At 65.9% G+C, this 13,972-nt stretch carries 9 protein-coding genes; 2 read left to right on the forward strand and 7 right to left on the reverse strand.

The features are described from left to right. The first annotated feature begins 301 nt into the window (after window positions 1-301). Complete coding sequence (locus tag AC1DWT_RS10650) at window positions 302-3,760, forward strand: protein kinase domain-containing protein (protein ID WP_477920480.1); 3,459 nt, start codon at window positions 302-304, stop codon at window positions 3,758-3,760. Between the two features lie 27 nt (window positions 3,761-3,787). Here AC1DWT_RS10650 and AC1DWT_RS10655 read toward each other — a convergent pair whose 3' ends face one another. The 7 genes from AC1DWT_RS10655 to AC1DWT_RS10685 all read right to left on the reverse strand — a co-directional run bounded on the left by AC1DWT_RS10655 (window position 3,788) and on the right by AC1DWT_RS10685 (window position 11,985). Beyond that, window positions 3,788-4,597, reverse strand: a complete 810-nt coding sequence (locus tag AC1DWT_RS10655; RefSeq protein ID WP_477920482.1) for an IclR family transcriptional regulator — start codon at window positions 4,595-4,597, stop codon at window positions 3,788-3,790. Window positions 4,598-5,041: 444 nt separating this feature from the next. After that, a complete protein-coding gene (locus tag AC1DWT_RS10660) occupies window positions 5,042-6,568 on the reverse strand; it encodes an aminobutyraldehyde dehydrogenase (RefSeq protein WP_477920484.1) in 1,527 nt (508 codons plus the stop codon). 55 nt (window positions 6,569-6,623) lie between these two features. Further along, the gene (locus AC1DWT_RS10665) at window positions 6,624-7,517 is read right to left on the reverse strand and encodes a dihydrodipicolinate synthase family protein (RefSeq protein WP_477920486.1); all 894 of its coding nucleotides are present in this window, start codon (window positions 7,515-7,517) and stop codon (window positions 6,624-6,626) included. 61 nt (window positions 7,518-7,578) lie between these two features. Continuing rightward, window positions 7,579-8,820 carry a 3,4-dihydroxy-2-butanone-4-phosphate synthase gene (gene ribB / locus AC1DWT_RS10670; protein WP_477920488.1) on the reverse strand — a complete coding sequence of 414 codons (1,242 nt, stop codon included), beginning with the start codon at window positions 8,818-8,820 and terminating at the stop codon, window positions 7,579-7,581. A gap of 165 nt (window positions 8,821-8,985) precedes the next feature. After that, a complete protein-coding gene (locus AC1DWT_RS10675; RefSeq protein ID WP_477920490.1) occupies window positions 8,986-9,960 on the reverse strand; it encodes a DMT family transporter in 975 nt (324 codons plus the stop codon). Window positions 9,961-10,028: 68 nt separating this feature from the next. After that, on the reverse strand, window positions 10,029-10,547 hold the full coding sequence (locus tag AC1DWT_RS10680; protein WP_477920492.1) for a flavin reductase family protein: 519 nt from the start codon (window positions 10,545-10,547) through the stop codon (window positions 10,029-10,031). A 52-nt stretch (window positions 10,548-10,599) separates the two neighbouring features. Then, window positions 10,600-11,985 carry an LLM class flavin-dependent oxidoreductase gene (locus AC1DWT_RS10685; protein WP_477920494.1) on the reverse strand — a complete coding sequence of 462 codons (1,386 nt, stop codon included), beginning with the start codon at window positions 11,983-11,985 and terminating at the stop codon, window positions 10,600-10,602. 584 nt (window positions 11,986-12,569) lie between these two features. Here AC1DWT_RS10685 and AC1DWT_RS10690 point away from each other — a divergent pair. After that, window positions 12,570-13,913 carry an MFS transporter gene (locus tag AC1DWT_RS10690; RefSeq protein WP_477920572.1) on the forward strand — a complete coding sequence of 448 codons (1,344 nt, stop codon included), beginning with the start codon at window positions 12,570-12,572 and terminating at the stop codon, window positions 13,911-13,913. Window positions 13,914-13,972: the final 59 nt, after the last annotated feature.

Here is a 13,972-nt window from a genome sequence, read left to right on the forward strand (position 1 = left end):
CCGACGAGCACGTCTGGGGTCCTGGTCACGCTGGCGGCGACGCCGACAGCACCAGGCCCGCACCTGTCACTATCGAACCCGCGGCCATCTACCGTAAGTGCCGTTGCAGTACTAAGACGCAGTTATCGGGTCGCGCCGGCACTCGGCGGAGCAAAGACGCGTTGACGAAGGGATTTGGGCGAGACGGTGCGATTAATGAAATTGTCGCGCGTCAGTGCGCAGAAACTATGAGTGACATCGTCCGACAGCGCCGATCGGACGATTACGCTGGGTACGGCGAGTCAGAGGTGGTGCGCGGCGGATGACGGACGCTGATCCATGGGCGACGCAACGCGACGTCGACATCGTGACCGAACTCGATGCCGCCGGCTTCGAGGACGCGGTGGAGGTCGGACGCGGAGGTTTCGGCGTCGTCTACCGCTGCCGACAGGAGGACCTCGACCGCACCGTGGCGGTCAAGGTGCTCACCTCGACTCTGGACGCGGACAACCTAGAGCGGTTCGTCCGGGAACAACGCGCGATGGGGCGAATGTCGGGGCACCCGCACATCGTGGATATCCATCAGGTCGGCACCACCGGCAGCAAACGCCCGTTCCTGGTCATGCCCTATCACGATCACGGATCGCTGGAGGCCCGGCTCCGACGTGACGGGCCGCTCGACTGGCCGGACGCGGTCCGGCTCGGCATCAAGATCGCCGGGGCCCTCGAGACCGCCCATCGCGGCAGCGCACTCCACCGCGACGTGAAACCGGCGAATATCCTCCTCACCGACTACGACGAACCCCAGCTGACCGATTTCGGTATCGCGCGTATCTCCGGCGGATTCGAGACCACGACCGGGACGATCACCGGCTCGCCCGCATTCACCGCACCGGAGGTTCTGGAGGGGCGCGAACCCACCGCTGCCTCCGACGTCTACAGCCTCGCCGCCACGGTGTTCTGCGCGGTGACCGGGCATGCCGCCTACGAACGTCGGCAAGGCGAGCAGGTTGTCGCACAGTTCCTTCGCATCAGCCGCCAACCCGTCCCGGACCTTCGGGAGGCGGGCATTCCGGACGATCTGGCCACCGCCATCGAACGCGCAATGACAGGAACCGTCGAACGCAGAACCGGCACTTCTATCGAGTTCGGAGACGAGCTCCGCGCGGTCGAACGCAACCACGGTTTGCTCGTCGACGAGATGCAGATCCGCGGCCCGCGAACGGCCTCTCCACACGAGACTTCGGGTGACGCACCGCCGCCACCCTCGACCCCGCACACCCCGTACCGGCTGCGGACACCGAGAACACCGCCCGCTCCGATCACCAGGTTCCGCCCACCCACGGTGACACGCGCACTCGTCGAGCGTGGCCGGCTCCTCGACGTGCTCCGCGCCGGACAAGCCCGACGCCTGACCTTGATCCACGCTCCTGCCGGCTTCGGCAAGAGCAGCCTCGCGGTCCAGTGGCGCGGCGAACTCACCGACGCCGGGATACCGGTGGCCTGGCTGACGATCGACCGCGACGACAACAACGCCGTGTGGTTCCTGTCCCACCTCCTCGAGGCCATCGGCCGCGTCCGCCCCGACGCCGTCGCCGAACTCGGTCAGACGCTCGAGGAACACGGCGAGGCGGTCGACCGTTTCGTGTTGACGACTCTGATCAACCGACTCCACGAAAGCGGAGAACCGGTCTCCGTCGTCATCGACGACTGGCACCGCGCCACAGACCCCGCCACCCTGGCGGCGATGGAATTCCTCCTGGACAACGGCTGCCACCACCTGAAATTCGTCGTGACCAGCCGAACCCGATCCGGGCTTCCCCTGAACAGGATGCGGGTCCACGACGAACTCAACGAAATCGACTCCCGCGCATTGAGCTTCGACCTCGACGAGTCGCACCGGTTCCTCGTCGACCGAGCCGGGCTGGATCTGGACACCGACGATGTCCACCGCATCCGTGAATCGACCGACGGCTGGATCGCCGCGTTGCAGTTGGCCTCGTTGTCGCTGCGCGGATCGGAAAATCCGGCGAGTCTGCTCCGCAATCTGCAAGGTGGCCTGCACGCCATCGGCGACTACCTCGCCGAGAATGTGCTCGACGCGCTTGACCCCGAGACCCTCGACTTCCTGCTGGCCACGGCGGTGCCCGACCGGGTGTGTGGGGATCTCGCCGGCCACCTCGCGGATATACCGAACGGACGTGCCCGGCTCGAGCAGGTGGTGCGCCACGACCTGTTCCTCAATCCGATGGGTGAGGACGGCAACTGGTACCGATACCACCTCGTGTTCGCCGACAGCCTGCATCAACGGCTCGAACGCGACTACCCGGGACGACTCGAGCAACTGCACCGCAGGGCGTATGAGTGGTTCAGCGAGCACCACTTCCTCGGCGAGGCCGTCGATCAGGTTCTCGCGGCAGGCGAACCGACCAAGGCCGTCGAACTCCTCGAACGCAACTACACCTACTTCCTCGACCGCAGCCGGATGTCGACGCTGCTCGGCCTCATCGCGAAACTCCCTACCCACCTGGTGGAGGCCAGCCCTCGCCTGCAGCTCACCATCGGATGGGCGAACACCGAACTGCAACACCGCGACCTCGCGACCGATGCACGGAACCGAACCCTGGAACTGCTCGGCGTCCTCGAGCTGCCCGACGACCAACATCGGCAACTGCGCGTCGAAGCCGACGTCCTGAAGGCCTCGATCGGCATCTCCGCGGACCGGCGGACGGCCGGGGTGCGCGACCTCGTCACCGAGTGTCTGGACCATCCCCACGACCACCACCCCTTCGTGGTGTCGATGGCCGCCATGAACGCCACGATCGTCGACATCAACGAGTTCCGATTCGACGACGCCAACCGCAGACAGCTCTGGGCGGAGCCGTACCACCACCGCACCAGTGGCCCCTACTCCGTGGCCTACGGATACTGCTACGCCGGCCTCGCCAAAGATGAACAGCTCGATATCACCGGCGCGGCGCGGTGGTATCAACGGGCGTTCCAGCTTGCAAACGACGCCGGCAACACCCAGTCCCAACACGCGCGGTTCACGCGCGCGCTCCTCGCCGAGGGGCTCTACCGGCAGAACCGGATCACCGAAGCGGAGAAACTACTGGAAGGCGCGTTCGACCCGGAAGCTCTCGGCGGCTCGGAAGATTTCATGACCCGGCACTACTGCCTGCGCGCCCGCATCAGATACCTCCGGGGCGATCATGCCGCCGCAGCGACTTCGCTGGACGAGGGTCTGCGGGCCGCCGACGCCTTAACGCTTCCACGGCTGCGCGCGGCAGTCGACAACGAACGCATCCACCTCGGCTTACACCCGCAGCCCGGGTTCACCGCCGTCACGCATCACCAGCGTCGAACATCGGGCGACGGGATCGACCAAACCACTGCGCAACTCGAAGACGAGACGGCCATCATGCTGCTGGCACGCAGCAACGATCCCGACCAGATACGGACGGCCTGCGACTGGGCCGAGGAATGGGTTCACTCACTCGACGGCACCGGACGCGAACTCGCACGCCTACATGCCACCCGGTTACAGGTGGCGTGCCTGTGGGCGGCAGGACGCACCGACGAGGCGCACACGGCCCTACGGGCAGCCGCTATCCTCTGCGCCCGGCACAACCTGATCCGCTTCCTTCCCGACGGCGGCCCCCTCGTTATAGAAGCCTTCACCGCCCTGACCGCGTCAGCGGACGAAGGACCCGACCTGCCACGGTCGTACGTCGACGCAGTTCGTGCGGCGCTCGAGTGGACCGACACCCCGCACGATTGATAGCCGTGGCGGGTTACACGAGGCCTGCTAGTCGGCGAGGCGGTCGGGCCAGCAAGTCGCGACGAGAGCCTCGCTTGTCACATTCATCTGCTCGAGGACCTCGTGCAACCGGGAGAGGCCGAACCGATAGCGCGGCCCACTCACTGTGAGCGTTGCCACGAAGACGCCGTTGGAGTCGAAGATCGACTGTGCGACCGCGGCGAGCTCCTCCTCCAGCTCGCTGTCGACGAGTGCGTAGCGCTGCGTTCGCACGCGATCGAGCTCGTGTAGGAGGGAGTCACGGTCGGTGATGGTGCGGGAGGCCAAGGCCGGCAGCTCAGCGGGCAGGAGGGCCAACACTTTCTCGGTGGGCAGTTCAGCCAAGAAGACTTTGCCGGCTGCAGTCGCGTGAAGTGGCCACTCGTGGGAGAGGGATGCCCCGGCGCGCTGGCTGCGGACGTTGACGAGGTGAGAACCCTCAGCGTCGGCAACGAAGTCCAAGCCGTAGCGTCGGTTGACGGACTGGAGTGTCACCAGCTCGTTGACGGTGTCAGCCAGCTTCTGAAGCAGTGGCTGCGCCCTGTCCGCCAGACCCTCGTAAGGATCCGCGAGGCGGCCGATACGAATGAGTTCCCAGCCGAGGACGTAGTTGTTGCCCACTCGGTCGACGAGTCCCGCCTGCTCGAGACTGGAAAGGAGGCGGAAGGCGGTCGGGCGCGCGAGGCCACTGGCACGAGCCAGCTCTGATGACGTGGCGCCGGTGCGGGGTTGATCAGCGAGAGCGCGCAGGAGGCTGGCGGCTTTCAGCACCGACTTGTTGTTGCCCTCCGGCGCATCGGGCGTGTCGTCGTCGTCCATTGGGGCATTCCACCATCGTGTTGATCGGAGTTCATTAACACCGTCCCCCAGTGGCGGTGACCCACGATCGGTCAGCCGCCGCCGAAGAAACAGTGAACAAGCGTGTTCGCTCACTGATCACAGTACTGGAATCGCGCCCCATCGAAGGTAGGCGCGTCGCGGGCGTGGCCGATACCGGGCTCAGTCATCGACCGCCCTGAACCTGCGGTAATCCCGCCATTGTCGGGATTCTTACGGCTGTCGTGCCCGTTCGGAGCCGTTCAGATCCCGTTCGGTGTGCCTGAACACATCCGTGTCATAACTGAACGCACGGGGCACGATCGATGTCGGAGGTCGCTGGCGCACAATCTTCGGACCATCTGACGAGAGGGAAGCAGTGCGCCCGGGCGTGCCGCTTCCCCTCCCGTCGATTCACCCGGTTCGGGTCCTGCGCCGCCTGTCGGGTCAGCGTGTGTGGTTGTGCATGACGTGCTTGGTGCGGGTGTAGTCGTCGATGGCGTAGATCGACAGGTCCCGACCGTAGCCGGATCCTTTGAAGCCACCCCACGGCATCTCGTTGGCGACCACGAGGTGACTGTTGACCCAGACGGTGCCGAAGTCCAGACGCGCTGCCACATCGTGGCTGCGACGCGCGTTCTCCGTCCACACCGACGCTGCGAGGCCGTACTCGACATCGTTGGCCCGTCGCACGGCCTCGTCCTCATTGCTGAACGACTCGACCGTGACCACCGGTCCGAAGATTTCGTTGCGGGCGCACTCGGCTCCCTCCGGCACGTCCGCCAACACGGTGGGCGCGACGAAGTAGCCGGGACCGGGCAGTGCATGTCCGCCGATCGCGGCACGGATGCCGGATGCGTTGGCGCGCTCGAGGAAACCCTTGACCCGCTCGAAGTGGGCCCCTGAGACGAGCGGACCGACCTCGACGTCCTCGCCGGCCTTCGCCTCACCGACGACGAGCGTCCTGACCTCCTCGACGAGGTGCCGGACGAGATCGTCGGCCACCGACTCGTGGACCAGCACACGACAGCCGGCGCCGCAGTCCTGACCGGAGTTCCAGAACCCAGCGACCCGCAGCGAGGAGGCGACCTGCGCCAGGTCGGCATCGGCGAAGACGATGACGGGGGCCTTCCCGCCCAGCTCGAGGTGGACGCGCTTGAGCGTGCTCACCGCAGCGGCAGCGACCGCCCTGCCGCTGGCCACCGAACCGGTGAGGGTGAGGAGGGCGATGTCCGGGTGCGTCGCCAGCCGCTCACCGACAACCGGCCCGTACCCGGTCACGATGTTCAGGACGCCCGCCGGCAGGTCGTCGGCGACGAGTTCGGCCAGCTTCAACGCCGACAGGGACGTCTGTTCGGACGGCTTGAGCACGAGCGCGTTGCCCGCGACCAGCACCGGCGCGATCTTCCACACCGCCATCAGCAGCGGGTAGTTCCAGGGAGTGATAGCACCGACGACACCGAGCGGCTCACGCCGGATCACCGACAGGTGACCCTCCACGTAGTCTTCGGCGGCCGCGGAGGTGCCTGCCCGGGCCGCACCGGCCGCGAACCGGATCAGGTCGATCGACTGGGCTATGTCATCGCGCGACACCGCCAGCGGCTTTCCGCTGTCGGCCGACTCCAGCCGGGCGAGCAGGTCGGCGTTCGTGTCCACGCGGTCGGCAATGCGGTGCAGGATCTCGGACCGCTCCCTCAGGGTGCGCGCCGCCCACCCGGGTTGGGCGGCCTGGGCGGCGGCGACCGCCACGTCGACGTCGGCGGCTGTGCCTTCGGCGACTTGCGCGAACACCTCACCGGTCGACGGGTCGACGACATCGATGCGCGCTTCGGACGACGACGGGCGCACTGCGCCGTCGATGAAGTGCTGCGGCTGCGGCAGGTCACCGTCCGCGAGCAGAGCGGAGTCGCTCGGGGCATCGGCACGTCGTACGGTCCGGTCTGAGGCCGGGGCGGCTGGGCTGTAGGTGGACATGAGGAAACCTCCTGAGCTGGGGCGGGCGCTGAGTGGGGTCGGGTCGCCGGGGCCGTCAGGCGTGCGACTGTGCGAGAGCGTCGGACGTCAGCTGGGCCAGTCGTCGTGCGCTCGCCTCGGTGAGGGGCTGCGAAGCGATGCGGCTCGGGCCGCCGGCCAGGCCGGACGTATCGAGGCACCACTTGATGGCCGCGATGTACGGTTCCGCATCGATGGCGCCGATGAACGGGTACAGGTTCTTCCACAGCCGCTGTGCCCGGACGAGGTCACCGGCCTGAACCGCGTCGTACACCGCGACCAGCTGGGCCGGGACCACGTTGGCCGTCACGGCCATGACACCCACGCCCTCGACGAACGAGGACAGCGCCAGCGAGTCCCAGCCGACGAACGTCGTGACGAGGTCACCGAGCTCGTGGACGAGCTTAACGGCCTTCGCCATGTCCGGACTCGTGTTCTTGACGTAGTCGATGTTCGCGCACTGGCGGGCAAGCTCACCGATGGTGTCTACCGGCACGTCGACACCCGTCACGGATGGGATGTTGTAGATCATGATGGGGATCTCGACGCTGTCGGCCACAGTGCGGTAGTAGTCCTTGACCGCGTCCAAGTTCAGTGGGTCGTAGAACGGCGCGATCACCATCGCGACGTCGGCCCCGACCTCGTGCGCGTGCCGGGTGAGCTCGAGCGCCTCGCGGGTCTGCAACGCTCCGGTCTGTGCGATGACGGGGACGCGGCCCGCCGTGTGTTCGACCACTGTCTCGACGACCTGCCGGCGCTCGGCGGAGGTCAATGTCTGAAACTCTCCGCTCGATCCGCACACGCAGACGCCGTGGACGCCGCCGTCGATGGATCGGTCGACGAGCGCGCGCAGCTGCTTGTGGTCGATTTCGCCGTCCGCGCGGAACGGGGTGATCAGCGGGGTCAGGACGCCGTGAAGTTTCTGGGCCATGGTGAGGTTCTCCTCGAGATTTGATCGGTTTCCGATGGTGGTCAGCTCCGGAGCCGAGCGGCTATATCGATGCCGATTGCAGAAGCTGGAGAGGCGTTTCGGGTAGCAGGTGCCCCATGCGTTCGCGTTTGGTCTGGAGGTAGTGCACGTTGTGTACGCCCCAGTGCACGGGGGAGCCGAGGCGGGAATGAACTTCGATGCCATTGGCTTCCAGTGCCGACACCTTGTCCGGGTTGTTGGTGATGAGTTCGACCGAGGTCACCCCGAAGTGCCTGAGAATATCTGCGGCGCAGTCATATTCACGCGCATCGACGGGCAGGCCGAGTGCTGTGTTGGCATCGACGGTATCGGCGCCGCCCTGTTGCAGTGCGTAGGCGGCGAGTTTGTTGCCGATGCCGATGCCGCGGCCCTCGTGCCCGCGCAGGTACACGAGAAGACCGTTGCGTGATTGCGCGACGAGCCGCAGACCGTCTCGCAACTGCGGTCCACAATCGCACCGCTGCGAGCCCAGTGCGTCACCGGTGAGGCATTCGCTGTGGACTCGCGCGGTGACCGGGACATCCGAACGAATCTCGGGTCCCGTTGTGAGGGCGACGTGCTCGACGCCGGAGACACGGTCCTGGAAGACGTGCGCGACGAAGGTCCCGAACTCGGTTTCGATGACTGCGCTCGACAGCGGTGCCGGCGGCGCCTCGTGCCTGCGGCGATAGGCGGCGAGTTCGGCGACGGTCACGAAGGGTAGATCCCACCGCTCGGCGAATGCGGTGAGAACCGATCCGGACATCGGAACACCGTCGTCGTCGACGAGTTCGGTGATGACCGCGACCGGGTCCGGGCTGCCCGCCATCCGCACCAGGTCGACGCCGGCTTCGGTGTGGCCACGCCTGGCGAGTACACCTCCGTCGACGGCGATGAGCGGAAACACGTGCCCTGGACGTCGAAGATCTGCGGGTGCGGTTCCCGTGGAGGCCAGAGCATGCACGGTCAGGCACCGATCCGTAGCCGAAATGCCGGTTCCCGCGTCGGTTGCATCCACCGTCACGGTGAATGCGGTCCCCATGGAGTCAGTGTTCGACGCGACCATCAACGGAAGAGACAACCGATCGGCGCGGGCCGCCGTCATGGGTGTGCACACGATGCCACTGCCGTGCCGGAGGAAGAAGGCCATCTGCTTCTCGGTCACGTATTCCGCGCCCATGATCAGATCGCCTTCGTTCTCGCGGTCGTGGTCGTCCGCGACGAGAACCATCTCACCGCGAGCAATCGCCGCAACAGCGCGTTCTACAGATCGGTTTCCCGTCATGACATCACTACCTTTTCGAGAGAAGTGCTCGGTGGAGCGACAACTTCGCTCCAACGACTCGTTCGTAACTGCAGTCCGGTCACACCCTGTGACCCGGGCTCGTCGTGCCTCTCCTCCCGCGTCTCAAGCCCGTCGCCGGGCGGAGCTGAGCGAGAGGTCCCGGCATCACGGTCCGGGGGGAGTGGCGGCTGCGGCGCGATCTGTGCGGGGTCGGACGAGCAGGACGCCGGCCAGGATGAGCGCCATGCCGGCGACCGTGAGCATGGTCAGGTGCTCGCCGAGGACGAGCACTGCCAGTACGCCTGCGACAACGGGTTCGACGGCCGTCGACACCCCCGCCGTGGTGGGGTGGACACCTCGGTGCAATCCGGCGAAGTAGGCGATGAATCCGAGAAGGGTCGATACGAACGTCAGCAACGCCAGTGCCGTCCACGCGGTCGGCGTCATCGTGTCGAATCCGAAGCCGCTAGCGGCCGCCCACGGCATGCAGAGGATGCCGGCGATGGTGAAGGACACCCCGACGAGCACCCGCGAGCTCAGACCCGGGACAGGTCGGCTGTTGACCAGGGTTTGTGCTCCGAAAGCCAGGCCCGACAGCGTCGACAGGGCGACACCGACGGCGAAGTCTCGCCCCTCTGCGGGTGACCAACCCTCACCTGCTGGGGTACACACCAGCACCAGGCCGATGAGGGACGCCACCAGGGCGGTCGCGACCGACAGACTGGGCCATCGCCGGTCACGGACGGTGGCCACCACGGTGAGAAGGATGGTCGACGCACCGATGCTGACGACGGTCGCGATGGCGACACCGACGAAGTCCAGGGCTTGGAAGTAGCAGCCGGCGAACACGACCGAGCACACAGCGGTGAGAAGGATGGTGCGCCAGGTCCGCCGGGTGTGGTGCAGGCGTCTGAACTCACCGGTGGCGATGGTGACGGCGACCACCGCTAGCCCGCCGACTGCCATGCGCAACGCGACGATGGCAGCCCAGGACATCTCGCTGTGGGACGCGGCAAGGGAGCCGGTGACACCGTTGCTCCCCCACAGCATGGCCCCGACGAGGACGAGGGTGAAGCCGCCGCGGCCGTGGGCCGGGGGAGAGACCGTCTCTGTCGACGATCGGAGCTTCTCGCGGAGCATGGGGTTCCTAGCTGGTGATGGTGGGTGGGGTGGGTCACACCGAAGAGGAGAGGCGATCTTTTTGCTTTTCAGATGTCCTGCAGCGATCGGAGGCCACCCAGCCGGCCCTTGTGGAAGAGGAGCGGGTCGCGTCCGTCTGCCGCGTCCATGTCGAGCACACGTGCGATGACGATGACGTGGTCACCGCCGTCGAGTTCGGTCTCGACCTCGCAGTCGATCCAGGCGTGCGCGCCGGCGAGCCGAGGAAGGCCGTCGGCGGACGTGAACCACTCGACCTCGTCGAACTTGTCGGGTCGCTTGCTGGACAGGACGCCGCAGACCGCTTCCTGTCCGTCGGCGAGCACGCTCGCGGTGAATCGGCTGCTGGGCCGCAGCTTTGGCCAGCTCGTTGACCCCAAACCGACACTGAACGTCACGAGCGCCGGCTCGAGGGACAGCGAGGCGAAGGTTCCGACGACGAGTCCGCACCGCTGCCCTTCGGCGGTGAATCCGGACAGCGCCACGACTGCGGTGGGCAGGTGGCCCATGACGGAGCGGAAGTGCGCCTGGTCGATCGTGGGAGTGGCAGTGGCAGTGGCGATGGTCATGGAAGTCTCCTCCTCGAGGCTTGTCGGTGCGGATGTTGTGTGCGGGCCGGTGTCAGTGAGCGTCGACCAGGGGCGCCGCGGGGCGGCGGGCCGGGTGGTCGGCCAGCAGACGGGCGTTGCCTACGCCATAGAGCTTCTCTCGCAACGTGGATCCCTCGTCGTACTCGCTCCACATGCGTCCGCGCTTCTGCAGGACCGGAACGACGTGTTCGATGAAATCGGCAAGATCTTGGTGCTTGACCGCCGAGGCCAGGTTGAAGCCGTCGGCGCCACTCTCGTCCATCCAGCGGCACAGCTCGTCGGCGACGGTGGTCGGGGATCCGACCACGCTCGGGCCGGTGCCCCCGACGCCGATGAACTCGGCGATGTCGCGCGGCGTCCAGTCCTTGCCGGAGTCGACCTCGGTGAACAGTGAGATCGTCGACTGGCCACCGTCGGTCTTGACGTGCTTGAGCGGGACGTCCGGGTCGAACTGCGACATGTCGATGCCGGTCCAACCGCTGTAGCGGGCCATGGCACCGGCGTAACTGACCAGCGAGCGATACGTCTCGTACTTCGCTTGGGCCTCCTCGTCGGTCGGCGCCACGACCACATTGAGCATCTGCAGGACCTTGAGGCTCTGGGGGTCACGGCCGGCTTCGGCGGCTGCCTTGCGGAGGGCGTCGACCTTACGCTTGAGGGAGGCGATGGTGACCGCGTTGACGAAGGCGGCTTCTGCGGTCTGAGCGGCCAGCGCGATGCCCTTGGGTGAGGTGCCCGCTTCGAAGATGACCGGGGACCGCTGGGGCGACGGCGCGGACAGGCCGATACCTGGGACGTCAAAGTACTTGCCGTGGTGGTTGATCGGGTGCACGCGCGTGGGATCGATGTAGACGCAACGCTCGGCGTCTCGCACGATGGCGTCCTCCTCCCAAGAGGACTCCCACAGCTTGAAGCACACCTCGAGGTGCTCGGCCGCCTTGTCGTAGCGCTCGCTGTGCGGCAGACGGTCACCGCCGAGGTTGCGTCCGGCGCTACCTGCGTACGAGGTGACCACGTTCCAGCCGATGCGGCCCTTGGTCAGGTGGTCGAGCGTGGCGAATCGGCGTGCCAGGGCGTACGGCTGCTCGTACGAGGTCGACGCCGTGACGCCGAAACCGATGTGCTCGGTAACCGCCGCCATCGCCGAGATCACCATGAACGGGTCCTGCGCCGGAATCTGCGCGGCGTCTGCCAGACCTGCGTCCACGGACCCCTCGTAGACATCCTGGTAACCACTGTTGTCGGCGAAGAAGACACCATCGAAGCGCGCCTCCTCGACCATCTTCGCGTAGTCGACCCAGTACTGGAGGTCGTTGTAACGGTGCCCCTGGTCCAGGGGGTGGCGCCACAGGCCCGCCGACAGGTGCGCAGGAGCCTGGAAATCGAAGGCGAAGAGCCGCATGCGTTGATCGGTCATTGATGTCTCCGTTCAAAAAGTGGACGACGGCGTCCAGATTTGCTGTTGCCGAGACTAATGCGGCGTGCGTCACACCGTCAAGAGGCAGTGCGAAAAAACGGTTCATTTCTTCTCGCTAACCGTTCGATTACCGAACGCATACGAGGTTGTGGCCCCGATCGTCCCGGAGGATCGTCGATGTGTAGTGCACGGCGATCGCCCCGGGCTGGCGCGTCGTCGACTTTGACGGGGCGGCCGCCATCTGCGATTCGCGCACGATCGCCTTGCGAAACGGAGGCCTGTAGTGGACGTGACAGGCCAGGGAGGCCGCAATGTGTTCACTTTTCGAACAAGTTTGTCGTCAATACGGCCAAGATTGCCCGAAATACTTGACGTAGGTCACACTGGAGTGCCAGCATCGTTTACGGCGAAATCAAACGCGAAAGTTCATAAAGTGAACACTTCCGAGCGACCTCAGCCGGAATCCGCCCATCGCCCGGCATCGTCTTCCCGAGGCTGGCGGCGAATGCGTCGCTCCTGCCATCACGACCACTCCGAGGAGTGCTTTTATGTCTGTCACCGACCGAAGTTTGCCCGACCAATCCATGCCCGAGGACCGAACTGAGCCCGCCCCGGCCACCACTGCCGCCTTCAAGAGACGGTTCCTTTACCGGCTGACGTTTCTTTCCGCCGGTGGTCAGTTTATCGACGGTTACATCATGGGCATCATCGGCACCGTGATCGTCGCCGTCGCTGCGGAGCTCGAGATGTCGCTCCTCTGGGAGGGACTCACGGCATCCGCGGCACTGATCGGCATCTTCCTCGGCGCTCCGCTCGGTGGGTGGCTCGCCGACAAGTTCGGGCGCAAGCCGATCTTCTTCGCAGATCTGCTGGTATTCCTCGTAGGCTCGATCGCGCAGTTCTTCGTCCAAGAACCGATCCTGCTCTTCGCGACACGGCTCATCATGGGCATCGCGATCGGCGCAGAGTACTCGGTCGGCACACCGCTGCTGGCGGAATTCTCGCCGGCTCGACTGCGTGGTCGGCTGCTCGCCCTGAGCACCGCCAGCTGGTACTTCGGTTTCATGGTCGCGTTCACCGTTGGTTACATTCTGACGCGCTACACGGATATGGGGTGGCGCATCGTCCTCGGGTCGAGCACTCTGATCGCGGTGGTTCTGCTGGCGGCTCGTCTGGGTATGCCCGAGTCGCCGCGCTGGTTGTGGAGCGTGGGACGCAAGGAGAAGGCACTAGCGATCGCCGAGCGATACCTCGAGAGCCCCGGGGACGTCGCCGACATTCAGCGCGAGATGGTGCGTAAGGGCGGTCTCGGGCAGCTCTTCACACGCGAAAACTGGCGCGGAACGACGTTCGTCACCCTCTTCTGGGTGTGCGCGGTGATGCCGTACTTCGCAATCGCCACATTCGCCCAGGGTGTGCTGGAGAGCTACGGCCTCACAGACGGGCTCGCCGGCGGCGTGGGCCTGACAGCCCTGGCGACGGTAGGAGTCGTGTTCTGCATCGTCTTCATCGAGCGGCTCGGGCGTCGCCGCCTCGCCATCTACCCGCAATGGATCTGTGCTGCAGCACTTTTCGTTATCGGGTTGTGGGTGGGAGCGCCTGCTGAGGTCGTGCTCATCTGCTTCCTCGTGTTCTCATGCTTCAACGCGATGGCTGCCACGCTGACGGGCGTCTTCCCCTCTGAGGTCTTCCCGACCGAAATCCGCGGTCTCGGAACCGGTTTCGCGGCGGCGGTGAGCCGGATCGGTGCTGCGGTGGGTACGTTCCTGCTGCCGTGGGCGATTACGAACGTCGGGGCCGCCCCGGTCATGTTGGTGGCGGGTGGCATCACTTTGTTCGGTGCGATCGTGTGCAAGCTCCTCGCCCCTGAGATGACGGGCAAAAACCTGAGCGAGACCCTGACCGTGGACGGCGGCGTCCCCGACTGACCTGCTCGGACCCCCGAGCGTTGCGGGCCGAGCGCACCGCGACCCATCGGCTGGCTGGC

The organism is Rhodococcus sp. P4_B6 (assembly GCF_056402215.1).

Excerpts from the sequence above, each read along its gene's own strand:
- AC1DWT_RS10680 (WP_477920492.1), bottom strand. The coding sequence starts at position 10,547 with ATGACCATCGCCACTGCCACTGCCACTCCCACGATCGACCAGGCGCAC.
- AC1DWT_RS10690 (WP_477920572.1), top strand. The coding sequence starts at position 12,570 with ATGCCCGAGGACCGAACTGAGCCCGCCCCGGCCACCACTGCCGCCTTC.
- AC1DWT_RS10655 (WP_477920482.1), bottom strand. The coding sequence starts at position 4,597 with ATGGACGACGACGACACGCCCGATGCGCCGGAGGGCAACAACAAGTCG.
- AC1DWT_RS10675 (WP_477920490.1), bottom strand. The coding sequence starts at position 9,960 with ATGCTCCGCGAGAAGCTCCGATCGTCGACAGAGACGGTCTCTCCCCCG.
- AC1DWT_RS10650 (WP_477920480.1), top strand. The coding sequence starts at position 302 with ATGACGGACGCTGATCCATGGGCGACGCAACGCGACGTCGACATCGTG.
- AC1DWT_RS10660 (WP_477920484.1), bottom strand. The coding sequence starts at position 6,568 with ATGTCCACCTACAGCCCAGCCGCCCCGGCCTCAGACCGGACCGTACGA.
- ribB (WP_477920488.1), bottom strand. The coding sequence starts at position 8,820 with ATGACGGGAAACCGATCTGTAGAACGCGCTGTTGCGGCGATTGCTCGC.
- AC1DWT_RS10685 (WP_477920494.1), bottom strand. The coding sequence starts at position 11,985 with ATGACCGATCAACGCATGCGGCTCTTCGCCTTCGATTTCCAGGCTCCT.
- AC1DWT_RS10665 (WP_477920486.1), bottom strand. The coding sequence starts at position 7,517 with ATGGCCCAGAAACTTCACGGCGTCCTGACCCCGCTGATCACCCCGTTC.